The sequence below is a fragment of the Streptomyces sp. NPDC050422 genome (assembly GCF_044458665.1).
Classification (GTDB): domain Bacteria; phylum Actinomycetota; class Actinomycetes; order Streptomycetales; family Streptomycetaceae; genus Streptomyces.
Window position 1 is genome coordinate 138,846 of the sequence record NZ_JBITIE010000019.1, and the last position, 23,656, is coordinate 162,501.

Genomic DNA, 23,656 nt, shown 5'->3' on the forward strand with positions numbered 1-23,656 from the left:
GGTTACTTCTCCACGTTCTTCTGCGAAGGCGAAGGCGAAGGCTGTTTCAGTTCCGGGCGGCCGGGCTGCTCGCCGCCCCGCTCCTTGATGTACGTCTCGGTGGGGACCATGACCTTGCGGCGGAACACGCAGACGAGCGTGCCGTCCTGCTTGTAGCCCTTGGTTTCCACATAAACGATTCCGCGGTCGCTCTTGGACCTTGAGGGGGTCTTGTCCAGAACGGTGGTCTCGCCGTAGAGCGTGTCGCCGTGGAAGGTCGGCGCCACGTGCTTCAGCGACTCGACCTCCAGGTTGGCGATCGCCTTTCCGGAGACGTCCGGGACCGACATACCGAGCAACAGCGAGTAGATGTAGTTGCCCACGACAACGTTCTTGCCGAAGTCGGTCGTCCTCTCCGCGTAGTTGCTGTCCATGTGCAGCGGGTGGTGATTCATGGTCAGCAGGCAGAAGAGGTGGTCGTCGTATTCGGTGACGGTCTTTCCGGGCCAGTGCTTGTAGACCGCACCGACCTCGAATTCCTCGTACGTGCGTCCGAACTGCATGATCAGGCCTCCGGAGCTTCGAACTTGGAGGTGCGCTGCATGCCGGCCGCGCGGCCCTTGCCCGCGATGACCAGGGCCATCTTGCGGCTGGCCTCGTCGATCATCTCGTCGCCGAGCATCGCGGAGCCCTTCTTGCCGCCCTCCTCGGAGGTGCACCAGTCGTAGGCGTCCAGGATGAGTTCGGCGTGGTCGTAGTCCTCCTGCGAGGGGGAGAACACCTCGTTGGCCGCGTCGACCTGGCCGGGGTGCAGCACCCACTTGCCGTCGAAGCCGAGCGCCGCGGCACGGCCGGCGACCTCGCGGTAGGCGTCCACGTCGCGGATCTGGAGGAACGGGCCGTCGATCGCCTGGAGGTCGTGCGTGCGGGCGGCCATCAGGATGCGCATCAGGATGTAGTGGTACGCGTCCGCGCCGTAGCCGGGCGGCTGCTGACCGACGACCAGGGTCTTCATGTTGATCGACGCCATGAAGTCGGCCGGGCCGAAGATTAGGGTCTCCAGGCGGGGCGAGGCGGCGGCGATGTCGTCGATGTTGACGAGGCCCTTGGCGTTCTCGATCTGCGCCTCGATGCCGATCCTCCCGACCTCGAAGCCCATCGTCTTCTCGATCTGGGTGAGCAGCAGATCCAGCGCGACGACCTGCTGGGCGTCCTGGACCTTCGGCAGCATGATGCAGTCGAGGTTCGGGCCCGCGCCCTCGACGACCGTGATGACGTCGCGGTACGTCCAGTGAGTCGTCCAGTCGTTGACCCGCACGACCCGGGTCTTGCCATTCCAGTCGCCGTTGTTCAGCGCGTCGACGATGTGGTGCCGGGCGCCCTCCTTGGCGAGCGGAGCGCAGGCGTCCTCCAGGTCGAGGAAGACCTGGTCGGCCGGGAGGCCCTGGGCCTTCTCCAGGAACCGCGGGTTCGAGCCGGGCACTGCCAGACAGGAGCGACGCGGGCGCAGCCGGTTCACGGGAGACGAGGAGTGCGCGGCGGAGCCGCCCGAAATCGGGGTGGTGGCGGGCGACGGGCTGGGCGTGGTCATGCGGGGACCTCCAGAGGGTCGAGCTTGTTCGCTTTCCGGATCTCGTCGACGATACGGCCGATGATCTCCGTGATGCCGAAGTCCTTCGGGGTGAATACGGCGGCGACACCGGCCTTGATCAGGGCCTCGGCGTCGGCCGGGGGAATGATCCCGCCCGCGATCACCGGGATGTCGCCGGCGCCGGTGCGGCGCAGCCGGTTCAGTACGTCCGGCACCAGCTCGGCGTGCGAGCCGGACAGGATCGACAGGCCGACGCAGTGCACGTCCTCGGCGACGGCCGCCGAGACGATCTGTTCGGGCGTGAGGCGGATGCCCTGGTAGACGACCTCGAAACCGGCGTCACGGGCGCGTACGGCGATCTGCTCGGCCCCGTTGGAGTGCCCGTCGAGGCCCGGCTTGCCGACGAGCAGCCGCAGCCGGCCCGCGCCCAGGTCCTCGGCGGTCCGGGCGACCTTCTCGCGTACGAGAGCGAGGGGGGTGCCCGCCTCCGCCGTCACCGCGACCGGGGCCGAGGACACCCCGGTCGGTGCGCGGAACTCGCCGAAGACGTCGCGCAGGGCCCAGGACCACTCGCCGGTGGTGACGCCCGCACGGGCGCACTCGACGGTCGCCTCCATCATGTTCTCGGTCCCCGCGGCGGCCTTCTTCAGGGCGGCCAGCGCCTCGGTGGCGCGCGGCTCGTCGCGGTTGTCGCGCCACTCGTGGAGCGCGGCGACGACCTTGGCCTCGTTGGCCGGGTCGACCGTCATGATCGCGGCGTCGAGGTCGGCGGTGAGCGGGTTGGGCTCGGTCGTCCCGTAGATGTTGACGCCGACGATCTTCTCCTCGCCGCCCTCGATCCGGGCGCGCCGGGCGGCGTGCGAGGAGACCAGCTCGGACTTCAGATAGCCGGACTCGACGGCGGCCATCGCGCCGCCCATCTGCTCGATCCGGTCCATCTCGGCGAGCGAGTCGGTGACCAGCTCGTCCACCTTGGCCTCGATGACATGCGAACCGGCGAAGATGTCCTCGTACTCCAGCAGATCGCTCTCATGGGCGAGCACCTGCTGGATGCGCAGCGACCACTGCTGGTCCCAGGGCCGGGGGAGCCCCAGGGCCTCGTTCCAGGCGGGCAACTGCACGGCGCGGGCGCGGGCGTCCTTGGAGAGGGTGACGGCCAGCATCTCCAGCACGATGCGCTGGACGTTGTTCTCCGGCTGGGCCTCGGTCAGGCCGAGCGAGTTGACCTGGACGCCGTAGCGGAAGCGGCGCTGCTTGGCGTCGGAGATGCCGTAGCGCTCGCGGGTGACGCGGTCCCAGATGCGGCCGAAAGCGCGCATCTTGCACATCTCCTCGATGAAGCGGACGCCCGCGTTCACGAAGAAGGAGATCCGGGCGACCACGTCGCCGAACTTCTCCTCGGGCACCTGCCCGGAGTCGCGGACCGCGTCGAGCACGGCGATCGCCGTGGACATGGCGTACGCGATCTCCTGGACCGGGGTGGCCCCGGCCTCCTGCAGGTGGTAGCTGCAGATGTTGATCGGGTTCCACTTCGGGATCCGGTTGACCGTGTACGTGATCATGTCGGTGGTCAGCCGCAGCGACGGGCCCGGCGGGAAGACGTGCGTCCCCCGCGAGAGGTACTCCTTGACGATGTCGTTCTGCGTGGTGCCCTGGAGTTTGTCCGGGTCGGCGCCCTGCTCCTCGGCGACGACCTGGTAGAGCGCCAGCAGCCACATCGCGGTGGCGTTGATCGTCATCGAGGTGTTCATCTGTTCCAGGGGGATGTCCTGGAACAGCCGGCGCATGTCGCCGAGGTGCGAGACGGGCACGCCGACCCGCCCGACCTCGCCGCGGGCGAGGATGTGGTCGGGGTCGTAACCGGTCTGCGTCGGCAGGTCGAAGGCGACCGACAGACCGGTCTGGCCCTTGGCGAGGTTGCGCCGGTAGAGCTCGTTGGACGCCTCGGCGGTCGAGTGACCGGCGTACGTCCGCATGAGCCACGGGCGGTCCTTCTGACGGCCGCTCATGTCAGACGTTCCGGAATCGGTTGATGGCGTCGATGTGCTGCTCGCGCAGCTCCCCGTTGCGCACACCCAGGCCCTCGGTGGGCGCCAGCGCCAGGACGCCGACCTTGCCCTGGTGGAGGTTGCGGTGCACGTCGTACGCGGCCTGGCCGGTGTCCTCCAGGGAGTAGACCTTCGACAGCGTCGGGTGGATCTTCCCCTTCGCGACGAGGCGGTTGGCCTCCCACGCCTCGCGGTAGTTGGCGAAGTGCGAGCCCACGATCTTCTTGAGCGACATCCACAGGTAGCGGTTGTCGTACTCGTGGTTGTAGCCCGAGGTCGAGGCACAGGTGACGATCGTGCCGCCCTTGCGGGTCACGTACACACTCGCGCCGAACGTCTCGCGGCCCGGGTGCTCGAAGACGATGTCCACGTCCTCGCCGCCGGTCAGTTCACGGATGCGCTTGCCGAACCGCTTCCACTCACGCGGGTCCTGGTTGTGCTCGTCCTTCCAGAACTTGTAGCCCTCGGCGTTGCGGTCGATGATCGCCTCGGCGCCCATCTTCCGGCAGATCTCCGCCTTCTGGTCGCTGGAGACGACACAGATCGGGTTGGCGCCGCCGGCCAGGGCGAACTGCGTGGCGTAGGAGCCGAGTCCGCCGCTCGCGCCCCAGATGAGGACGTTGTCGCCCTGCTTCATGCCGGCACCGTTACGGGAGACGAGCTGGCGGTACGCCGTGGAGTTGACCAGCCCGGGAGCCGCCGCCTCCTCCCAGCTGAGGTGGTCCGGCTTCGGCATCAGCTGGTTGGACTTGACCAGTGCGATCTCCGCCAGGCCGCCGAAGTTGGTCTCGAAGCCCCAGATGCGCTGCTCGGGGTCGAGCATCGTGTCGTTGTGGCCGTCCGAGGACTCCAGCTCGACCGAGAGGCAGTGTGCGACGACCTCGTCGCCGGGCTTCCAGGCGTTGACGCCGGGGCCGGTGCGCAGGACGACGCCCGCCAGGTCGGAGCCGATGACGTGGTACGGGAGGTCGTGGCGCTTGCTGAGGTCGCTGAGCCTGCCGTACCGCTCCAGGAAGCCGAAGGTCGAGACCGGCTCGAAGATCGACGTCCACACGGAGTTGTAGTTGACCGAGCTGGCCATGACCGCCACGAGGGCCTCGCCCGGGCCGAGCTCCGGCACCGGGACGTCCTCGACGTGGAGCGACTTGCGCGGGTCCTTGTCGCGGCTGGCGACGCCGGCGAACATCTCGGCCTCGTCCTTGTGTACGGTCACCGCGCGGTACGACTCGGGGACGGACAGGGCCGCGAAGTCTGCGGCGGTACTGTCCTGCGATTGGATCGCGTCCAGGATTTCCTTCACGGTGTGCCTCCGGCGGTGCGGCGTTTGAGGGAACGCTTGAGGGTCCTGCGGTGCAGGGGGAGCGGTGTTGCGTGGAGGTGTGCCGTCGGTTCGGCGGGTGGTGCTTTTGCTGCTTGCTCTGTGGAGCAGAAGGGTTTGCCTGTGACGCAGGCGTCCGGGCGCGCAGGCACCTGGCTTGCGGGGACAGCCGGCGTACGTGAGGTCTCTGCACGCCGGCCGCCCGGACGACTTCAACGTATGGCACTCCGTGACAGCTGACAAGGCACTGGGTGCCAGTAATTTCCCTCAATTGTCATCCGGGTGCCACGCATGAGCAACACGGCGGGCGAATTGCCGCCATGTGCCCCACCGTGGGTGGTCAGGAGGTGGGGCGGTAGACGTACGGCGTCGTCGTGCCGAGCGCCGTGAACCCGAGGCGCTGGAGGATCGGGCGGCTGTCCTCGGTGGCGTCGACCTGGAGGTACCGGTAGCCCCGCTCGGCCGCGATCCCCGCCCGGAAGGCGATCAGCGCCCGGTAGATGCCCTTGCCGCGCCACGCCTCGACCGTGCCGCCGCCCCACAGCCCGGCGAAGCCCGTGCCCGGGTACAGCTCCATCCGGGCCGAGCTCACCGGCTCGTCGCCCGCCATGGCCAGGACCCCGACGAAGTGGTCCGGGTCGTCCTTCAACCGGGCCAGCACCTGATGGCGCAGCCGGGACCAGTCCGAGCCGAACGCCTGCTCATGGGCCCGCGCCATCAGGTCCACATCGGCCTCGTCACGCACCGTCCGCAGTTCGACGCCCTCCGGGAGCCGTACAGTCATGGGCTGGTCCGCCACCGGCGCGACGAGCAGGGTCTCCGCCTCCTCCGGCTCGAAGCCGGCCGCCAGCAGCCGGGTACCGAGGTCGGCCGGCCGGTCGTGTGCGTACAGCTTCCACTCGAACTCGTCGTACCCGAGCTCCGTGAAGTGGGCCACCTGCGCGGCGATCGCCGCGTCCGCCCGTACGGCGTCCAGATCCGGCGACGACCAGACGACCCCGTTCCAGTCGTGGGGCGCGCCTACCTGGCGTACGAGGCCGTCGGTGCGCTCGACGCGGACACCGGGGCCGTCGGGGCGGGCGTGCTCGCGCATCTCGCGGTCGAAGGCGGCCAGCAGTTCTTCGTGGTGCGCAGTTGTCTGATCATTCATCCGCACACCACAGCACCGGGGCACCGCCCCGGCAACCGGGTTTCCGCGTGCCCGCTCAGCGCACCTTGAGCGCCTGCTGGATCGTGCGCATCACTTCGTCCAGCGGTGCGTCGGTACGGGCCACCGCCACCAGGACCTCGCCCTCCGTGCTCACCGAGGCGGCCGGCGGCTTCGCGGGTTCGGTCCCGGCGGTCCGGCCGGCGCCGATCCCCGTCCCGAACGTGTCACGGACGATGGCGAACGCGAGGTCCAGCTGCGCCTCCACGTCGCCCTGGCCGTCCGCGCGCAGCCAGCGGCGCAGCACATGGTTGTGCGCGGTGACCACGGCGGAGGCAGCGACCTCCGCCAGCAGTGGATCGTCGTTGCCGGCCTGGTGGTCGCGCTCGTCGAAGTGGCCCAGCAGATAGCGCGTGAACAGCCGCTCGTAGCGGGCCACCGAGGCGATCTCGGCCTGCCGCAGGGTGGGCACCTCCCGGGTCAGCTTGTACCGGGCCACGGAGACCGCGGGCTTCGCCGCGTACATCCGCATGACTTCCTTGATGCCGCGGCAGACCGTGTCGAGCGGGTGCTCGTGGGCGGGGGCGGCGTTGAGGACCGCCTCGGCCCGTACGAGGGTGTCGTCGTGGTCCGGGAAGATGGCCTCTTCCTTGGACCGGAAGTGCCGGAAGAACGTCCGCCGGGCGACGCCCGCCGCACCGGCGATCTCGTCGACGGTCGTCGCCTCGTATCCCTTCGTGGCGAAGAGTTCCATCGCCGCCGCGGCCAGTTCGCGGCGCATTTTGAGCCGTTGGGCGGCGGCGCGGGTGCCTGCGGCACTCTCCGGGACGTCGGGCGCGGCGGACACACGGGGGGACCTGGCGGGCTGGGACATGGTGTGAACGTACTGCATCGGTGCAGGAGAGTGCGCCCGTGGGGGCGGGCCGCCCGAAGGGCCTGGGGCCCGTCTGGAGCTCCCCCGCGGCGTCGCGGCGTCCGGTACCGCCGCCTCCGGCGTTGTCGTCGGTCGCGATGACTCCGCCATCACTCCCTCCTCCGCCGTGGATTCGACGGCACCGGATGCCGCTCCCTCTCCCGCGCTGGAACTCCAGACGGGCCCCAGCAGCCCGCCCCAGCGGGCGCCCGGCCCGGACGGCTCAGCGGCGGGCATATTCGCGGAAGCCGCGCCCCGTCTTGCGGCCGAGGCAGCCGGCGGCCACCAGGTGCTCCAGGAGCGGAGCCGGCGCGAGGCCCGGGTCGCGGAACTCGCCGTGCAGCACCTTCTCGATGGCGAGCGAGACATCGAGTCCGACGACGTCCAGAAGCTCGAAGGGCCCCATCGGGTAGCCGCCGCCCAGCTTCATCGCGGCGTCGATGTCGTCGAGGGTCGCGTAGTGCTCCTCGACCATCTTGATCGCGTTGTTGAGGTAGGGGAACAGCAGCGCGTTGACGATGAACCCGGCCCGGTCCCCGCAGTCCACCGGGTGCTTGCGCACCTTCCCGCAGACCTCACGGACCGTGGCGTGCACATCGTCGGCGGTGAGCACCGTACGGACGACCTCGACCAGCTTCATCGCGGGCGCCGGGTTGAAGAAGTGCATCCCGATGACGTCCTCCGGCCGCGAGGTGGCCCGGGCGATCGACACGACGGGCAGCGACGAGGTGGTGGTGGCGAGCACCGCACCCGGCCTGCACACCTTGTCCAGCGTGGCGAAAAGCTGCTGCTTGACCAGCAGGTCCTCGGCGACGGCCTCGACGGCCAGGTCCACCCCTTCGAAGGAGTCCAGCGACCCCGCCGCGGTGATCCGGGCGAGCGTCTCGTCCCGCGCCCCGGCCGTCAGCCGCCCCTTGGCGACCGACCGCTCGAGCGATTTCGCGATCCGGCCCTTGGCGATGTCCGCCTTCTCCTGGCTGCGCGCGGCGAGCACCACGTCGTAACCGGCCTTCGCGAAGACCTCCACGATGCCCGAAGCCATCGTCCCGGAGCCCGCGACCCCCACCGAACGCACCGGGCGGCCCGCACCCGCCCCGGCGTCCGCGGCCGGCGTCAGCGCGTCCGGCACCACGGTCTGGCTGCCGGGCTCCGCGTACGTGTAGAAGCCGCGGCCCGACTTGCGGCCGGTCAGCCCGGCCGCACCGAGCTGGCCGAGGACGGGCGCCGGGGCGTGCAGCCGGTCGTGCGAGGCGGAGTACATCGCCTCCAGGACGGTACGGGCGGTGTCGATGCCGATCAGGTCCAGCAGCGCGAGCGGGCCCATCGGCAGACCGCAGCCCAGCTTCATCGCCGCGTCGATGTCCTCGCGGGAGGCGTAGTTCGCCTCGTACATGGCGGCGGCCTGGTTGAGGTAGCCGAACAGCAGGCCGTCGGCGACGAACCCCGGCCGGTCGCCGACCGCGACCGGCTCCTTGCCCAGTTCCCGGGCGAGCGCGGTGACGGCCTCGACGGCCGGCGGCGCGGTCAGCACCGAGGAGACCACCTCGACCAGCTTCATCACCGGAGCGGGATTGAAGAAGTGCAGGCCGAGGACGCGCTCCGGGTGCTGCGACTCCGCGGCGAGGCGGGTCACGGACAGGGCGTTCGTGCCCGTCGCGAGGATCGCGGTGGGCGAGACGATCGCGTCGAGCTCGCGGAAGAGCTGCTGCTTGATCTCGTACGTCTCCGGCACGACCTCGATGACCAGCTCCGCCTCGGCCGCGGCCTGGAGGTCGGAGAAGGTGCGGAACCGGGCGAGGGCGTCGCGCCGCTCCTGCTCCGTGATCCGCTCGCGCTGCACGGCGCGGGCGGTGGAGGTCTCCAGGGAGGCGACGGCCTGGCGGGCTGCCGCGTCGTCGACGTCGATACCGATGACCTCGCGGCCGGCGCGGGCCAGGACCTCGGCGATGCCGGTGCCCATGGTGCCGAGGCCGACGACGGCAATGGTGCTGAACGGGATGTCCATCACGGGACTCCAGGGATGAGTGACGACTGAGGGACGCACGGAGCGCGCGGCCGATGAGAGGGGCCGAAGGGCCCGACCGGCGCATGGCGTGCGGGAATTGCCTGTCGTGGTGCTCAGGTCCCGGGCGCGAACCGCACGCCGGGACGGGAAGGGGTGACGGACTCTGTCCCGAGTCACGTCGCGCAAACGCTGCCGAACCGACAAACACTCCAGGTGGCTGCGTCACCAGGCCACCGGAGCCGACGGGGGTGTCCCGCTCACATGAGGTTAACCGACGGGTAATGAGCGCGCCAGCCCTCGTTCGTTGTGGCCCCCCTCACATCCGCCGCCCCCGCCGCCACGCTGTGTGCCCACCGATACGCTGAACGTCATGGACGAGGAGTTCCGGTCACTGACGCACCGGCTGGCGGACGAGGCGGGGGAGTCGGCGGCCTACCGCAGGCTGCTGGCCACCGATGACGACGAGGAACTGGCCGAGGTGCTCATCGCGCGCGAACGCCCGCTCTGGGCACGCGAGATCGCCGCGTTCCGGCTCGGCTGCGGCGGCGACCGCCGGGCCTTCGAGACGCTGGTGCTACTGCTCAACCACCGCGACCCGGAGCGCTGCGTCGGCGCGGCCCACGCCCTGGCCCGCCTCGGCGACCCCCGCACCCCCCGCGCGGCCGCCGCGCTCGCCACCAACACCCTGCGCACCGCCTACGCCCTCCACCCGGTCCGGCTGCTCACCGAACTGCGGGCACCCGAGTCCGCGCCCGCGCTGATGAGCACCCTGTCCCGGCTGCTGGGGCCCGACGAACCGCACTGGCGGGTGGCGCTGGCCTGCGTCGAGGGCCTCGGGCAGCTCGGCGACGCGCAGGCCCGCCCGGTCCTGGAGGCGGCCCTGCCGCACCCTCGTCTCGGCCCGGCGGCCGAGGACGCGCTCAGCCGGCTTCCGGCGGGCTGAGGGGGCGTACGTAGCGCACCTCGGCCACCGCGACACCGTCCACGTCGAAGGGTTCCTCGGCGCCGTCGGCGCGAAAGCCCGCACGTTCGTAGAAGCGCCGGGCCGGTGCGTTGTCCTTCAGCACCCAGAGCGCGAGGCAGGGGTGACCGGCCGCGGCGGCGCGCGCGAGCACCTCCGCCATCAGAGCCCGGCCCACCCCGGTCCCGGTCTGCTCCGGCAGCACGTAGATCGCGTACAACTCGCCGCGCGCGAGCCGCTTTCCGTCCTCGCGGTACGGCCCGTACGCGGCCCAGCCCACGACCCCGGAGCCGGTCCGTTCGGCGACCACGTTGACGACGGCGCCGGCCTCGGTGAAGAAGCCGCGGCGGCGCTCCGCGTCCTCGGCGATGTCCATCGCGTCCAGATGCGCCTGGGGCATCAGCCCGGCGTAGGCGCTCTGCCAGCCCTGCACCCGGACCCTCGCGACGGCTTCGCAGTCGTCGACGGTCATGTCCCGGATCAGTGGTGCGGGGGCGTGCGCGGGTACGGGCCGAGACGTCATCCGGCCATTCTCGCGTACGCCCCCGAACTGCGGCAACGCCCTTCTGTCAGCCCCGGAACCCGAGCAGCCCGTGCAGCGTGCTGCCCCGGTCGTTCGCGTCCGTACGGGATGCCGGGCGGGCGGACTTGGCGGCCGCCGGCTTCGGATCGGGAGTCTTCGCGCAGACCGCGTCCACGTCGCCGCCCTTCCCGCGCGGCACCGTGCCCTTGGCCAGATAGTCCGCCAGGTACCGGTCCAGGCAGGCGTTGCCGCTCAGCGTGACGCCGTGGTTGCCGCCGCCCTCCTCGACGACCAGGCTGGAGCCCTTCAGCTTGCGGTGCAGGGTGACGCCGCCCTCGTACGGTGTGGCCGCGTCGTCCGTCGCCTGGAAGAGCAGCACCGGCGGCAGCTCGCGGTTGGAGACCCGTACCGGATTCAGCGGCTCCACCGGCCAGTCGGCGCACGGGGCGTTGTACCAGGTGTTGCCCCAGGTCATGAACGGCGCCTTGGCGTGGACCCGTCGGCTGTCGCTGCGCCAGACGTTCCAGTCGTCCGGCCACTGCGCGTCGCGGCACTGCACGGCCGAGTAGACCGAGTACCCGTTGTCGCCCTCCGAGTCGACCGCGGCGAAGCGCTCGTACGCCTTGACCAGGGCCTTCTCGTCCTTGCCGTTCACATAGGCGGCGAACGCCCCGGCCAGCGCCGGCCAGTAGCCGTTGTAGTAGCCGCCCGGCAGGAACGTGTCGTCCAGCTCGCCCGCTCCGACCTTCTTGCCCGCGGGGTGCTTCCTGACCGCGTCCCGCATCCGGTGCCAGGCCGCCTCGACCTTCGCCGGGTCACTGCCGAGCTTGTACGTGGTGTCGTACTTCGCCACCCAGGCGGCGAACGCCTTGTGGCGGGTGTCGAACGCGTAGTCCTGGCTGATGTTGTCGTCGTACCAGACCCCGTCCGGGTCCACGTTGGAATCGAGGACCAGGCGCCGGACGCGGTCCGGGAACAGCTTGGCGTACACCGAGCCCAGGTAGGTGCCGTAGGAGTAGCCGAGGTAGTTGAGCTGCCGTGAGCCGGTCGCGGCACGGATCACATCGAGGTCCTTGGCCGCGCTCACCGTGTCCATGTACGGGAGCAGGTCCGGGTACTTCTTCCCGCAGGAGGCCGCGAAGTCGCGGGCGCGGTCGCGGTTGACCTGTTCGTCCCGGACGGAGTGCGGCACCGGGTCGGGCCGTACCGGGTCGAAGTACTTCGGTACGCAGTCCAAGGCCGGCCGGCTCCTACCGACCCCGCGCGGATCGAACCCGATCACGTCGTACTGGGCGGCCACCGCCTTCGGCAGTGAGGCGGCGACGAAACCGGCCATGGACAGACCGCTGCCGCCGGGGCCGCCCGGATTGACCAGCAGCGGCCCCTGGAACGTCTTCGCCGTGTGCGGAACCCGGGTCAGGGCGAGGGTGACCTTGCGGCCCGACGGGTCGTCATGGTCGAGCGGGGAGCGCACCGTCGCGCACTGGAGCGTCGGGGACGACTGGGTGGCGCAGTCGGTCCACTTGAGTGACGCGGCGCGCTGCGCGCCGCTGTCGGCGCTCGCCGGTGCGGGCGCGGCGGTCACCAGACCGGCGACCGTCGCCCCGACGGCGAACAGAATCCCTGAACGGTTCGTCATATGGCCTCCCGTGGTGGGGGAACACGGCTGCGCGCGGCGCAGCCCCCGCCGGATGCTCCCCGTATTCGGGGCCGGGAGGACCTGTTCCGGTGAGAGATGACCCGTTTGCCGTCAGGGGCGCCGGTCAGAGCAGGGTGAGCTGGGTGGGCCCGGAACCGGGCGGCGGGGTCGGTGGCTCGCCGCGCTCGGGGAAGGCGCGCGGGGCCCCGCGGTGCGAGGGGCCGATGCCGTATTCCGTCGCCAGCTCGTGCACGAGCCGGGTGATGCGGCGCTGGTACCACGTGGGCGCGTACGCACCGTCCGCGTACAGCCGCTCGTAACGCCGGACCAGGTGCGGGTGGTGCCGGCCGAGCCACTCCATGAACCATTCCCGGGCGCCCGGGCGCAGATGGAGGACGAGGGGGGTGACCGATGTCGCGCCGGCGGCGGCGATCGCGCGGACCGTCGCCCGCAGCTGGTCCGGCCGGTCGCCGAGGTACGGGATGACGGGCGCCATCAGTACCCCGCAGTCGATGCCGTGCTCGCTGAGTGTGCGCAGGACGTCGAGGCGTCGTTCCGGGGAGGGGGTGCCGGGCTCCACGGTCCGCCACAGTTCGGGGTCGGTGAAGCCCACGGAGACCGAGACGCCGACCTCGGTGACCTCGGCGGCCTGGCGCAGCACCTCCAGGTCGCGCAGGATCAGCGTCCCCTTCGTGAGGATGGAGAAGGGGTTCGCCTGGTCGCGCAGGGCGGTGAGGATGCCGGGCATGAGCCGGTAGCGGCCCTCGGCCCGCTGGTAGCAGTCGACGTTGGTGCCCATCGCGATGTGCGCGCCGTGCCAGCGCGGAGAGGCGAGCTCCCGGCGTACCAGCTCCGGGGCGTTGATCTTCACCACGATCTGCGAGTCGAATCCGAGCCCGGTGTCGAGGTCCAGATAACTGTGGGTCTTGCGGGCGAAACAGTAGACGCAGGCGTGGGTGCAGCCTCGGTAGGGATTGACGGTCCATTCGAACGGCATCCGGGAGGCACCGGGAACCCGGTTCACGATCGAGCGGGCCCGTATCTCGTGGAAGGTGATGCCTCGGAACTCCGGGGTGTCGAAGGTGCGCGTCGTCACCGCGTCCGCGGCGAAGAGCGCGCCGTTACCCGTTGTGGTGGTGTTGGCAGGGTTATCAGCCAGATTGTCCCAGCGCATGGACGCCTCCTCGGTAGCACTGGTCCGAGAATAGAACACTTGTTCCCTTGATCGTTTTCTCCCCTTCGTCCGGGACCGGATTTTGAGCGGGGCTGCCGAGGTGGTTGGCTCAGCACACCCCCGAACAACCGAGTGCTGGAGGAACAGCCATGGCGCAGGTCGAGGCCACGACAGAGCGGATCATCGCGGCGGACGCGGAGACGGTGTTCGACGCGCTGGCCGACTATAAGGACGTCCGCGGCAAGGTGCTGCCGGGTCACTTCAGCGAGTACGAGGTGCGGGAGGGCGGCGACGGAGAAGGCACCCTCGTCCACTGGAAGCTCCAGGCAACCAGCAAGCGGGTGCGCGACTGCCTGCTGGAGGTCACCGAGCCGACCGACGGGCAGCTCGTGGAGAAGGACCGCAACTCCTCGATGGTCACGACCTGGACCGTCACCCCGGCCGGTGAGGGGAAGTCCAAGGCCGTCGTCTCCACCGTGTGGAACGGCGCCGGCGGCATCGGCGGATTCTTCGAGAAGACCTTTGCGCCCAAGGGACTTGGCCGCATCTACGACGAACTGCTGCAGAACCTCGCCGCCGAGGTGGAGAAGTAGTCTCCGGGCGAGCTGCCCGGCCTCACCGGTTCGGGTGGTTTTTTCGGCCCGTCGGTTGTGCGCCGTAGTGCCTCCCACCGGGGGATAAGCCCCCTGAGTGCGCCGTCAGCGCCCCCTCGTCGCGTTTGCCCTCGCTTGTCGCGCAATGCGAGAAATGGGCGGCGGCAGTGCGACGAGGGGAGCGGCACGTGGTGGGTGGGATCACTCTGGTGAAGGACGAGCCCGGCGGTACGGGGGGCGCCGAGACCGTTCCCACGGCTGTGCCGCTGCCGCCTCCGCCGCCTCCACCGCCCGCTGCGACGGAGCCCGCCGCCCCGGCCGCCGCCGGTGACGGGGCCGTTGACCCCCGCCGCATCCGGCTCGTCTTCGTCGGGCTGATGCTCACGCTCCTGCTCGCGGCGCTCGACCAGATGATCGTCGCCACCGCTCTCCCGAAGATCGTCGGCGAGCTGCACGGCCTGGAGAAGATGTCCTGGGCGGTCACCGCCTATCTGCTCGCCTCGACCATCGGTCTCCCGATCTACGGGAAGCTCGGCGACCTCTTCGGCCGCAAGAGCGTCTTCCAGTTCGCGATCGTCGTCTTCGTCGTCGGTTCCGCGCTGGCCGGCTGGTCGCGCACCATGGACGAACTGATCGCCTTCCGGGCCCTTCAGGGCATCGGCGGCGGCGGCCTGATGATCGGCGTCCAGGCCATCATCGCGGACGTCGTACCGCCCCGGGAGCGCGGCCGGTTCATGGGGCTCATCGGCGCGGCCTACGGACTCGCCTCCGTGGCCGGCCCGTTGCTCGGCGGATTCTTCACCGACCACGCCTCCTGGCGCTGGTGCTTCTACATCAACGTCCCGTTCGGCCTGGTGACCTTCGTCGTCATCACCGTCGTACTGAAGCTGCCCAAGCCCACGGTCCGGCCGCGTCTCGACATCCTCGGCGCCGTGCTGCTGGCCGCCGCCTCCACCTGCCTCGTCCTGCTGACGAGTTGGGGCGGTACGGAGTACGCCTGGGGGTCACGCACCATCCTGGGGCTGGCCGCCGGAGCTGCCGGAACGACTCTGCTGTTCCTCGCCGTCGAGCACCGCGCACCCGAACCGATCATCCCGCTGCGACTGTTCCGCGACTCGATCTTCAACGTCACCGCCCTGGTCGGCGCGGTCGTCGGGGTGGCGCTGTTCGGCGCCGCCAGCTACCTGCCGACGTTCCTGCAGATGGTCGACGGGGCCACCGCCACCGAGTCCGGGCTGCTGATGCTCCCGATGATGGGCGGCATCGTCGGTGCCTCCGTCATCTCAGGCCAGCTGATCTCCCGTACCGGCCGCTACCGCGTCTACCCGATCGCGGGCAGCGCGATCTCGGCGGTGGGCATGTGGCTGCTGTCCCGGCTGGAAACCGACACCCCGCGGTTCGAGTACAGCATCGCGCAGGCGGTCCTCGGCCTCGGCATCGGGCTGATCATGCCGGTGCTGGTCCTCGCCGTGCAGAACTCCGTGCGCCCCGCCGACCTCGGCACCGCGACCAGTGCCAACAACTACTTCCGGCAGATCGGCGGCAGCGTGGGCGCTGCCGTGTTCGGCACGCTCTTCGCCGGACGGCTGGCCGACGCGCTCGCCGTGCGGCTGCCCTCCGGGACCGGTCTGCCCGACCCGGAGTCGATCACGCCCCAACTTGTCCACGCGATGGAGCCCGCGCTGCGGGACGCCTACATCCAGGCGTACGCCGACGCGATGCCCCGGATCTTCCTCTACCTCGTGCCGGTCCTCGTGCTCGGCCTGTTCTTCGCCTTCTTCCTCAAGGAGAAACCGCTGGTGTCCCACCACAGCCCCGAAACCGCAGCCGAGCCCGCGACCATCCCCTCCGCCCGCACCGACCCCGCCGCCCCGTCCACCGGGTACCTCTCCGGGGTGCCGGTCTGCGGCAGCGTCCAGCACCCCGACGGAACGAAGGTCCCGCGCGCCGCCCTCACCCTCATCGACGTCCAGGGCCAGCAGGTCGGCAGGGGCGCCAGCGGGGACGAGGGACGGTACGCGCTGAGCGTGCCCGGGGCCGGTTCGTACGTCCTCATCGCCGCCGCGGGGGGCCACCAGCCGCAGGCCGTCAGCGTCACGGTGGGCGAACGGCCCGTGGAACTCGACGTGGTGCTCGGCGGCGCCGGCCGGCTCGCCGGGACCGTCGTGACCGCGGACGGTGTCCCCGTACGGGACGCGGCCGTCACCCTGACCGACGTACGCGGCGAAGTGGTCTCCTCCACCCGCAGCGGGCGCGAGGGAGGGTACGTGATCACGGAGCTGGTCGCCGGGGAGTACACCCTCGCCGCCTCCGCACCCGCCTTCCGGCCCGCCGCGCTGCCGGTCAGCGTCCAGGCCGCCAGGGAGACCCGGCAGGACATCGAACTGGCCGGCGGCGCCGTACTGCGCGGGATCGTCCGGGCCAGTGGCGGGCGGCCCGTCGAGGACGCCCGGGTGACGCTCCTGGACGCGGCCGGGAACGTGGTCGACACGCTGACCACCGGCCCCGACGGCTCGTTCCGGTTCGTCGACCTCTCCACGGGGGAGTACACAGTGATCGCCGCCGGGTATCCGCCGGTCGCCACCGTGCTCCAGGTCGCGGGCGGCGGGCGCACCGAACGGGATCTCCAGCTGGGGCACGAGGACTGAGGATCCGCGCCCCGGCCGCCGCGCGGCGCACCACCCCCCTGGGGGTGATTCCCCCGATGACCCGCGACGCCGCACCCGGGGCCGTAACGTGGTCGCACGCACCGCAGAACCTTGCGGTGAGGAAGGAGCCTTCCACCCATGGACCTCGGTGTGCCGCCGCAGAGGACACCACAGCCGCGTGACGCCGCGGCGGGCCGCGTGCCGCTCGCCGTGGTCGTCGTCGACGCGGACGGACTCGTCTCGCACTGGTCGACCGGTGCGAGGAGACTCTTCGGCGTCTCCCGGGACGATGCCGTCGGCTGCCCCGCGGGTGAACTCCTGCCGGTTACCGGGGCGTTACGGCCGCGCGGTGACCCGTTGCCGGACACGGTGTACGCCGAGTTCGGCAACGAACTGGATGGTTCCCTCAGCGGGACCGTCGCCTACCCGGCGGCGGGCCGGGCCCGCGTCGGCGAACCGGACCGCGGCCGCATCGACGTGCTGTGGTGGGCCTATCCGCTGGTCGGCCCGGGCCCCGAGCGGCTGCTGGTGCTCGCCGCGGACTCCGCACCGCTGCAGGGCGAAGCGGCGGGCGAGGGCCGGGACAACGAGACGATCGCCCCCGGGTTCGCCCTGCACACCGACTTCCCCGCATACCGGGAGCTCTCCTCGCGGCTGCCCGAGATCCTGCCCAGCATGAGCGTCCAGGAAGCCACCCGGATCGTTGCCCAGGTGCTGGAACTGGGCTACCCCGTACTGGAGTTCAGCCATCACGACCGGATTCCGCTGACGCCCGACTGGGGCGTGCCCCGACGCGCCGGCCGACGTGCGGCAGACGGCCCGCAGGGCGCCCCCGGGGACGCGTCTGCCCCGCACGCCGCCCCCCGCCCCGAGCTGGACCTCGAATACGCGGCCGTCCGCGAGCGGCTGGAATTCCTCAACGAGGTCAGCGGACGCATCGGTACCTCGCTCGACCTGGAACGGACCATCCGCGAGGTCACCAGCGCCGCCGTCCCCCGTTTCACCGACTTCGCCGGTACGCATCTGCGCGCCGCGGTCCTGGCCGGTGAGGGCTTCCCGGACGGCCCTCCGGACGTCACGACGATCTGGCACCGCGTCTGGGTCGAGCACAACGACGAACCGGGGCGCTGGGACGACACGGTGCCCGTCGGTGAATCCATCGCCTTCCCCGAGCACACCCCGTTCTTCCAGTGCATGGTCACCGGCGAACCGGTCATCGTGCCGTACGTCAGCGAGGAGTTGAGCAACCGGATCTCGGGCGAGTTCGAGAAGCGCGACCTGCGCCCCCTGATCACGCACCGCTCCCTGCTCATCGTTCCGCTCAAGGCCCGTGACGTGGTGCTCGGCTTCATGGTGCTGATGCGCCGCCCCGGCCGCGAACCGTTCGACGACATGGACCGCACCACCGGCGCCGAACTCGCCGCCCGGGCCGGGCTGGTCCTCGACAACGCCCGCATGTACACGTACCAGGAGAACGTCGCGGAGACGCTCCAGGACAGCATGCTGCCGCAGATCGAACCGCGCATGGCGGGCTGCGACATCGCCACCCGCTATCTGCCCGGCGCCCGGCTCGGCAGGGTCGGCGGCGACTGGTTCGACTCGGTGAAGCTTCCTGGCTCCCGGACCGCGCTCGTCGTCGGTGACGTCATGGGTCACGGCCTCAACTCTGCGGCGATGATGGGCCAGTTGCGGACCGCCGTGCTGACCATGGCGACGATGGAGATGCCGCCCGCCCGACTGCTGCGCAATCTCGACGACCTGGCGCAGCGGCTCGGTGAGCAGTACCTCGCGACCTGCCTCTACGCGGTCTACGACCCGATCCGCTCCGAGCTCCAGATCGCCAACGCCGGGCACATCCCGCCCGTGCTGGTCCGGGCCGAGGACGGCCGGGCCGAACTGCTCGACCTGCCGACCGGAGCCCCGATCGGCGTCGGCGGGGTCGCCTTCGAGACCGCCACCGTGCGGGTGCGGCCCGGTGACCGGCTGGTGCTCTGCACCGACGGGCTGGTCGAGGTGCGCGGCCAGGACATCGGAGCCGGTCTGGCCGCGCTCTGCGCCTCCGCCGCGCACCCTGCCGCGTCGATGGACGACGCCTGCGACACGATCATCCGGGCACTGAACCCCAGCGGCGGCCGCAAGGACGACGTGGCCCTGCTGATGGCCCGGCTCAACGGCATCCCGGACGACGACGTCTCCGAGTGGCAACTGGCCCTGGACCCGCGCGAGGTGGCCCGGGCCCGCCGGCTCGTCCGGGGCCAGCTCCTCGACTGGGAGCTGCCGGACGCGGTGGAGGCGGCCGAGCTGATGGTCAGCGAACTCGTCACCAACGCCGTGAAGCACGGCCGTACCCACCACATCGGGCTCCGCCTGGTGCGTACCGGGGCCCTGCTGTGCGAGGTCAGCGATGACGAGCCCGCCCCCGCCACGCTCCTGGGCGCCGATGCGGACGACGAGTTCGGCCGCGGTCTCGTCCTGGTGAGCAGCCTCGCCCGGGAATGGGGCACGAGCACCACGGGGCACGGCAAGACCGTCTGGTTCGAGCTGGCACTCTCCCGCCTTCCACGCCCCCGGTCGAACGCCTGGTGAGGGAGGGGCGTTCACCAGGGAGTTGATGCTGTGCGCACCCTTGCCCCGGGCGGCGAGGGGCGGTAGTCCGGTGCTGAGCAAAAAGCCTCGGGACGGCCGGACTTGGGAGCGCGCATGGATGTGTCACAGAAGTACCGCGAGGCGTGGGAAGGCTTCTGGGCGACCACCTCGGACGCACCGGGCGAGGCGATCTGGGACGCCGAGCCCTCGCTGAGCGCCGTCCCGCACAGCGAACTTCTCCTGCCGTACGCGGACGCCTCGCTGCCCGTCGTCGACCTCGGCTGCGGAAACGGCACCCAGACCCGCTATCTCGCCACCCGGTTCGCCCGTGCGATCGGCGTGGACCTCTCGCACGCGGCGATCGGGCACGCCCGGCGGGCGGATCCGGAAGGCGTCGCCGAGTTCATCCAGCTGGACCTTGTCGACGGCGACGCGGTGCGTGCTCTGCACGAGCGGACCGGTGACACGAACGTCTACATGCGGGCGGTCATCCACCAGAGCGAACCCGCAGCCAGGCCGGCGGTCGCCGCGGCCGTGGCGACGCTGCTGGGGAAGCGGGGCCGGGCGTTCGTCGCCGAGCTGACTCCGGCATCAAAGGTCGTGCTGCAGCACGCCGCACAGATGCCGGGCGGCCCGCCCGAGAAGCTGCGGCGGGTCTTCGAGCACGGGCTGAAACCGGCGAGCGCCACCGAGGAGGAGGTGCCCCAGGTGCTGCGGGCGGCCGGACTGACCACCCTGGACAGCGGTGACACGGCACTGCCGCAGACCGAGTACCTGCCCGACGGAACCCGGATCGACCTGCCGGCGAGGTGGTTCGTCCTGGCCGCCCGCTGATCCGGGAGCGCCCCGGCCCCGGGCGAGGAGTCCGCCCGGGGCCGGTGGCGTCGGGTCAGGGCAGCAACTGCGGCCTCCGTCTCGCCGCGACGTCCTCGACCCAGCCGAGGAGCACCACGGCCGCGGCGATCAGGACCCAGGCGACACCGAACTGGAGCCAGGTGCTGTCGAGCGGCAGATGCTGTTCGAGGGCGGGCACGTTCCACATCAGGTCGATCAGCGGCACGCTCACCATCAGCGCGACCTCGTGCCACAGATAGACGGTGACGGCACGGGCGTTGAAGACCCTCACCACCCGCGCCGCCACGGGGCGGCGGCCGAGCCAGGCGCAGACGGGCCGGAACCGCAGGAGCAGCAGGACGAAGCCCGCCGACCACAGGGCCTGGGCGAGCGGGATGTCGTCGAGGTCGTACGAACCGTCGACCCGGTGGCGCAGCGCCCACCAGCCACCGGCCGCCAGCAGGACCGGGGCCACGGCGACGACCCGGCCGGGACGCATCCCGTCGAGGACACCGTCGCGGTGGGCGAACCCCAGCAGCCAGCAGAACAGGAAGACCGACAGATCGCTCAGCGCACTGCCCAGGCGCCCGTCCGGTCCGCCGCCCAGCGTGGTGAGTGCCAGGACGGGGACGAGGGAAAGGGCCAGCACCGGCACCGGCGCAAGCCGGAGGAGCCGCAGCAGGGCCGGGGACAGCAGGACGAACCAGAGGTATGTCCGCAGGTACCACAGCACCGCCCAGGCCTGTTCGCCCCAGGCGTCCCCCGGCGGATCGCCGACCGGAAGCACCCAGTACAGGACGTCGGCGCCCGGCACCCAGCCGTGCAGCAGCATCGCCGCACCGAGGATCAGACCGAACACCCAGAGCGGGATCAGGAGGCGGCGCAGCCGCCCCCGGATCACCTGCGGAGCCGGCCGCTCCAGCGAACGCGCCATGAGCGAACCGGCGAGCGCGAACATCACGCCCATGGACGGGAACACGAGGCCCAGCCACGGCCATTCGAAGGTGTGGTACGTGACGACGCGGACCAGGGCAAAGGCCCGCAACACGTCGAACCAGCGGTCACGCCCCCTGGCGCCGGCGGCCCGGGGGGCGGGCCCTGCGGAGGCGTCCGACACGGTGGCCCCGCGCCGGTGCGCTCCCCCCATCAGCGGTTCTCCTTACCGGACATGGGGGAGCCGACCACGCCGGTGCGCTTCAGCTTCTGCCAGCGGAGCCGGCCGCCGGTCGCCGCGGTGACGCACGAGTGGATGAGTACCAGGTACATCAGCTGCCGGTACGCCAGTTGCTGGAGCGGCAGCATCAACAGGTACCGGTACTTCTCCCGGTCGAGGCGGAACGCATAGGCCGCACACACCAGTTGAACCAGCAGGACCGCCAGCCAGGCCAGCAGTGACGCCTTGAAGTCGACGAACAGCATCGCGTAGAGCGTGAACACGTCGATCAGTGGGGCGAAGAGAGGCGTGACGATCTGGAAGAGGACCACCAGGGGCATCCCGACCCGGCCGAAGCGGCCCGACGGCCCCCGGTCCGTCACGGACCTCCGGTGCTTCCACAGGGCCTGCATGGTGCCGTAGCTCCAGCGGTAGCGCTGCCGCCACAACTGCCCGAGCGACGCGGGGGCCTCGGTCCACGCACGGGCGTGCTCGGCGTACACGACGCGTCGGCCGGACCGGTGCAGGGCGATCGTGATGTCGGTGTCCTCGGCGAGCGTGTCCTCGCTCATGCCGCCGACCTCCAGCACCGCCTCACGGCGGAAGGCGCCGATCGCACCGGGGATGGTGGGCATGCAGCGCAGCAGGTCGTACATCCTGCGGTCGAGGTTGAAGCCCATCACGTACTCGATGTGCTGCCATGCGCCGATGATCGTGTTGCGGTTGCCGACCTTGGCGTTACCGGCGACCGCACCGACCTCCGGGTCCCCGAAGGGCTGCACGAGGCGGTGCACGGTGTCGGGTTCGAAGACGGTGTCGCCGTCCATCATCACGACGATGTCGTAACGGGCCTGCCGCACCCCGCTGTTCAGCGCGGCGGACTTGCCGGCGTTCTCCTGGCGGACGACCCGGACATTGGGCAGGCCCAGCGACTCGGCGATCTCCGCCGTCCCGTCGGTGGACCCGTCGTCGACAACGACGATCTCGATCGGATGAGTGCTGGACGCCAGGGAGTTGAGCGTGTGGGCGATGCACTCCTTCTCGTTGTACGCGGGCACGATCACGCTCACCGGACCGGTGACCGCGGGCCCCCAGACGAACCGGCGTCTGTTGCGCTGCCGGTAGTGGCGGCGGGCCAGGAGCAGCATCAGCCCGAAACGTCCCAGCACGGCGACGCCGACGACCGTCAGTGCCGCGGCGAGGCCGGGCACGGTCCACTCGGCGACCGCGACGGCGGCGACGAGGGCCCGGCCCTCCCAGAGGGTGGTGGTGCCGGCCTTGCGGTGCGCGGCCTGCTCGGGGTCGGAGCCGGCCGTCGATGCCGTCGCCGGCGGACCGCCGCCCTGCCCGGACTGCGCCTCGTCGTCCTGCTGCTGGGCGCCGCTGACCGTGGTGAAGGTGTAGCCCTTCGCCTTCATCTGCTTGATGTACCGGGGCAGCGCCGCGAGGGTCTGCGCGCGGTTGCCGCCCGAGTCGTGGAAGAGCACCGAGGCACCCTTGCCGCTCTTCGGGGTCGCCAGGTCGACGATCTTGTCGACGCCCGGCTGCTGCCAGTCCTCGCTGTCGGTGTCGATGAAGACGCTGGTGTAGCCCAGCGCGCCGAGCTTCTGGTAGACGGGCCAGCTGTAGTTGTCGATGGCGTCGTTGGCCGACGAGTACGGGGCGCGGAAGAGCGTCGTCGTGATGCCGGCGGCCCCGGCCAGGGCCAACTGCGTCTGGGCGATCTCCCGCGTGACGCGGGACGCGCTCTGGTACGAGAGGTCGATGTGCGTGAACGTGTGGACGCCCACCTCGTTGCCGTCGTCGACCATCTCGCGCACGACGTCCGGGTAGCGCGAGATCATGGAGCCCACCAGGAAGAACGTTCCCGGGACGTCGTTGTCGTCCAGGATGTCGAGCACCTTGCCGGTCCACTCGGGGTCCGGCCCGTCGTCGAAGGTCAGCACGATCGTCTTGTCGGGCACCGACTGGGTGCGTGCGGTGCCGCCCCGGAAGCTGAGCAGCGGGCCGCCGTCCAGGACCTGGTCCGGCACGTCGCTCGCACTCGCGCCGGAGCGGATGCGCTGGTCGTCGCCCACCTCGGCCCGCAGATATCCGTCGAGCAGCATCACGGAGACGAGGCCCAGGAGCAACAGCAGGGCGATGACCACCCGGGGCCCCGGTATCGCCTGGCGTCGGCCGCGTCCGGTGCGGCTCATCGGGCGGTGCCCGTGTTCGGCGGAGCGTACGTGGTGCCGCCTCCGGGGGGCCCGCCGCCGGGACCGCCCTGGGCGTCGGTCGCGCCGTCGAAGGGGAGCAGCGTCGAGGGCGACAGGGAGATGCCACCCATGAAGGCGAGGGCCAGCACAGCCGTGTATCCGACGCAGGCGACACCCAGTGCGGCACCGGCCCGGCGCAGCAGCCGTGCGCGACGGCCGGAGCTGTCCACGAAGACGGGTCCGTCCTGTGCCCCGTTCCGGGAGCTGCGCGCGTGTTTGCGGCGTCGGCCACGTACGGCCGGTTCTGTGTCGACAGGGGTATCGGAGTGCATTTGCGTATGTTGGC

Annotated in this window: 18 protein-coding genes; 5 read left to right on the forward strand and 13 right to left on the reverse strand. The window is 70.8% G+C overall.

Annotation, left to right across the window (positions count from 1 at the left end; genetic code table 11):
- Positions 1-2 precede the first annotated feature (2 nt).
- From ACIBJG_RS28625 to ACIBJG_RS28655, 7 genes are all read right to left on the reverse strand, one after another.
- The gene (locus ACIBJG_RS28625; RefSeq protein WP_399311704.1) at positions 3-542 is read right to left on the reverse strand and encodes a MaoC family dehydratase; all 540 of its coding nucleotides are present in this window, start codon (positions 540-542) and stop codon (positions 3-5) included.
- Positions 543-544: 2 nt separating this feature from the next.
- Complete coding sequence (locus ACIBJG_RS28630; RefSeq protein WP_399311706.1) at positions 545-1,570, reverse strand: HpcH/HpaI aldolase/citrate lyase family protein; 1,026 nt, start codon at positions 1,568-1,570, stop codon at positions 545-547.
- Positions 1,567-3,579 (reverse strand): protein meaA, encoded by a 2,013-nt coding sequence (locus ACIBJG_RS28635; RefSeq protein WP_399311707.1) that lies wholly within the window; start codon positions 3,577-3,579, stop codon positions 1,567-1,569. The genes ACIBJG_RS28630 and ACIBJG_RS28635 overlap by 4 nt, the downstream gene beginning before the upstream one ends.
- A gap of 1 nt (position 3,580) precedes the next feature.
- Entirely contained in the window at positions 3,581-4,918 is a 1,338-nt protein-coding gene (gene ccrA / locus ACIBJG_RS28640) for a crotonyl-CoA carboxylase/reductase (RefSeq protein WP_399311709.1), read from the reverse strand.
- Positions 4,919-5,276: 358 nt separating this feature from the next.
- On the reverse strand, positions 5,277-6,086 hold the full coding sequence (locus tag ACIBJG_RS28645) for a GNAT family N-acetyltransferase (protein WP_399311712.1): 810 nt from the start codon (positions 6,084-6,086) through the stop codon (positions 5,277-5,279).
- A 55-nt stretch (positions 6,087-6,141) separates the two neighbouring features.
- Positions 6,142-6,957 (reverse strand): TetR family transcriptional regulator, encoded by an 816-nt coding sequence (locus ACIBJG_RS28650; RefSeq protein ID WP_399311714.1) that lies wholly within the window; start codon positions 6,955-6,957, stop codon positions 6,142-6,144.
- A gap of 262 nt (positions 6,958-7,219) precedes the next feature.
- Positions 7,220-9,001, reverse strand: coding sequence for a 3-hydroxyacyl-CoA dehydrogenase family protein (locus tag ACIBJG_RS28655; RefSeq protein ID WP_399311715.1), 1,782 nt, complete (start codon positions 8,999-9,001; stop codon positions 7,220-7,222).
- 370 nt (positions 9,002-9,371) lie between these two features.
- Here ACIBJG_RS28655 and ACIBJG_RS28660 point away from each other — a divergent pair, with 370 nt between their 5' ends.
- Positions 9,372-9,944: an adenylosuccinate lyase gene (locus ACIBJG_RS28660; RefSeq protein WP_399311717.1), complete on the forward strand. Its 573-nt coding sequence runs from the start codon at positions 9,372-9,374 to the stop codon at positions 9,942-9,944.
- On the opposite strand, the gene ACIBJG_RS28665 is transcribed toward ACIBJG_RS28660, so the two are convergent.
- From ACIBJG_RS28665 to ACIBJG_RS28675, 3 genes are all read right to left on the reverse strand, one after another.
- On the reverse strand, positions 9,922-10,485 hold the full coding sequence (locus ACIBJG_RS28665) for a GNAT family N-acetyltransferase (protein WP_399311719.1): 564 nt from the start codon (positions 10,483-10,485) through the stop codon (positions 9,922-9,924). The genes ACIBJG_RS28660 and ACIBJG_RS28665 overlap by 23 nt on opposite strands.
- A gap of 46 nt (positions 10,486-10,531) precedes the next feature.
- A complete protein-coding gene (locus ACIBJG_RS28670) occupies positions 10,532-12,124 on the reverse strand; it encodes an alpha/beta hydrolase (protein ID WP_399311720.1) in 1,593 nt (530 codons plus the stop codon).
- A 124-nt stretch (positions 12,125-12,248) separates the two neighbouring features.
- The gene (locus ACIBJG_RS28675) at positions 12,249-13,298 is read right to left on the reverse strand and encodes an Rv2578c family radical SAM protein (protein WP_399311722.1); all 1,050 of its coding nucleotides are present in this window, start codon (positions 13,296-13,298) and stop codon (positions 12,249-12,251) included.
- A 149-nt stretch (positions 13,299-13,447) separates the two neighbouring features.
- Between ACIBJG_RS28675 and ACIBJG_RS28680 the strand changes: the two genes are divergently transcribed.
- From ACIBJG_RS28680 to ACIBJG_RS28695, 4 genes are all read left to right on the forward strand, one after another.
- Positions 13,448-13,891: an SRPBCC family protein gene (locus ACIBJG_RS28680; RefSeq protein ID WP_352121118.1), complete on the forward strand. Its 444-nt coding sequence runs from the start codon at positions 13,448-13,450 to the stop codon at positions 13,889-13,891.
- A 188-nt stretch (positions 13,892-14,079) separates the two neighbouring features.
- Complete coding sequence (locus ACIBJG_RS28685) at positions 14,080-16,539, forward strand: MFS transporter (RefSeq protein WP_399311724.1); 2,460 nt, start codon at positions 14,080-14,082, stop codon at positions 16,537-16,539.
- Between the two features lie 138 nt (positions 16,540-16,677).
- Complete coding sequence (locus tag ACIBJG_RS28690; RefSeq protein ID WP_399311726.1) at positions 16,678-19,125, forward strand: SpoIIE family protein phosphatase; 2,448 nt, start codon at positions 16,678-16,680, stop codon at positions 19,123-19,125.
- A 114-nt stretch (positions 19,126-19,239) separates the two neighbouring features.
- Entirely contained in the window at positions 19,240-19,959 is a 720-nt protein-coding gene (locus ACIBJG_RS28695; protein WP_399311728.1) for a class I SAM-dependent methyltransferase, read from the forward strand.
- A gap of 55 nt (positions 19,960-20,014) precedes the next feature.
- Here ACIBJG_RS28695 and ACIBJG_RS28700 read toward each other — a convergent pair whose 3' ends face one another.
- The 3 genes from ACIBJG_RS28700 to ACIBJG_RS28710 are packed head-to-tail and all read right to left on the reverse strand — an operon-like array spanning position 20,015 to position 23,642.
- Positions 20,015-21,106 carry an acyltransferase gene (locus ACIBJG_RS28700; protein WP_399311729.1) on the reverse strand — a complete coding sequence of 364 codons (1,092 nt, stop codon included), beginning with the start codon at positions 21,104-21,106 and terminating at the stop codon, positions 20,015-20,017.
- On the reverse strand, positions 21,106-23,310 hold the full coding sequence (locus tag ACIBJG_RS28705) for a bifunctional polysaccharide deacetylase/glycosyltransferase family 2 protein (protein WP_399311732.1): 2,205 nt from the start codon (positions 23,308-23,310) through the stop codon (positions 21,106-21,108). Before ACIBJG_RS28705 ends, ACIBJG_RS28700 begins: the two co-directional genes overlap by 1 nt.
- Entirely contained in the window at positions 23,307-23,642 is a 336-nt protein-coding gene (locus ACIBJG_RS28710; RefSeq protein WP_399311733.1) for a hypothetical protein, read from the reverse strand. Before ACIBJG_RS28710 ends, ACIBJG_RS28705 begins: the two co-directional genes overlap by 4 nt.
- Positions 23,643-23,656: the final 14 nt, after the last annotated feature.

Coding starts and splice junctions, on each gene's coding strand:
- ACIBJG_RS28690 (WP_399311726.1), top strand. CDS start 16,678: ATGGACCTCGGTGTGCCGCCGCAGAGGACACCACAGCCGCGTGACGCC.
- ACIBJG_RS28635 (WP_399311707.1), bottom strand. CDS start 3,579: ATGAGCGGCCGTCAGAAGGACCGCCCGTGGCTCATGCGGACGTACGCC.
- ACIBJG_RS28630 (WP_399311706.1), bottom strand. CDS start 1,570: ATGACCACGCCCAGCCCGTCGCCCGCCACCACCCCGATTTCGGGCGGC.
- ACIBJG_RS28625 (WP_399311704.1), bottom strand. CDS start 542: ATGCAGTTCGGACGCACGTACGAGGAATTCGAGGTCGGTGCGGTCTAC.
- ACIBJG_RS28650 (WP_399311714.1), bottom strand. CDS start 6,957: ATGTCCCAGCCCGCCAGGTCCCCCCGTGTGTCCGCCGCGCCCGACGTC.
- ACIBJG_RS28710 (WP_399311733.1), bottom strand. CDS start 23,642: ATGCACTCCGATACCCCTGTCGACACAGAACCGGCCGTACGTGGCCGA.
- ACIBJG_RS28665 (WP_399311719.1), bottom strand. CDS start 10,485: ATGACGTCTCGGCCCGTACCCGCGCACGCCCCCGCACCACTGATCCGG.
- ACIBJG_RS28645 (WP_399311712.1), bottom strand. CDS start 6,086: ATGAATGATCAGACAACTGCGCACCACGAAGAACTGCTGGCCGCCTTC.
- ACIBJG_RS28660 (WP_399311717.1), top strand. CDS start 9,372: ATGGACGAGGAGTTCCGGTCACTGACGCACCGGCTGGCGGACGAGGCG.
- ACIBJG_RS28695 (WP_399311728.1), top strand. CDS start 19,240: ATGGATGTGTCACAGAAGTACCGCGAGGCGTGGGAAGGCTTCTGGGCG.
- ACIBJG_RS28655 (WP_399311715.1), bottom strand. CDS start 9,001: ATGGACATCCCGTTCAGCACCATTGCCGTCGTCGGCCTCGGCACCATG.
- ACIBJG_RS28670 (WP_399311720.1), bottom strand. CDS start 12,124: ATGACGAACCGTTCAGGGATTCTGTTCGCCGTCGGGGCGACGGTCGCC.
- ACIBJG_RS28675 (WP_399311722.1), bottom strand. CDS start 13,298: ATGCGCTGGGACAATCTGGCTGATAACCCTGCCAACACCACCACAACG.
- ACIBJG_RS28705 (WP_399311732.1), bottom strand. CDS start 23,310: ATGAGCCGCACCGGACGCGGCCGACGCCAGGCGATACCGGGGCCCCGG.
- ACIBJG_RS28680 (WP_352121118.1), top strand. CDS start 13,448: ATGGCGCAGGTCGAGGCCACGACAGAGCGGATCATCGCGGCGGACGCG.
- ACIBJG_RS28700 (WP_399311729.1), bottom strand. CDS start 21,106: ATGGGGGGAGCGCACCGGCGCGGGGCCACCGTGTCGGACGCCTCCGCA.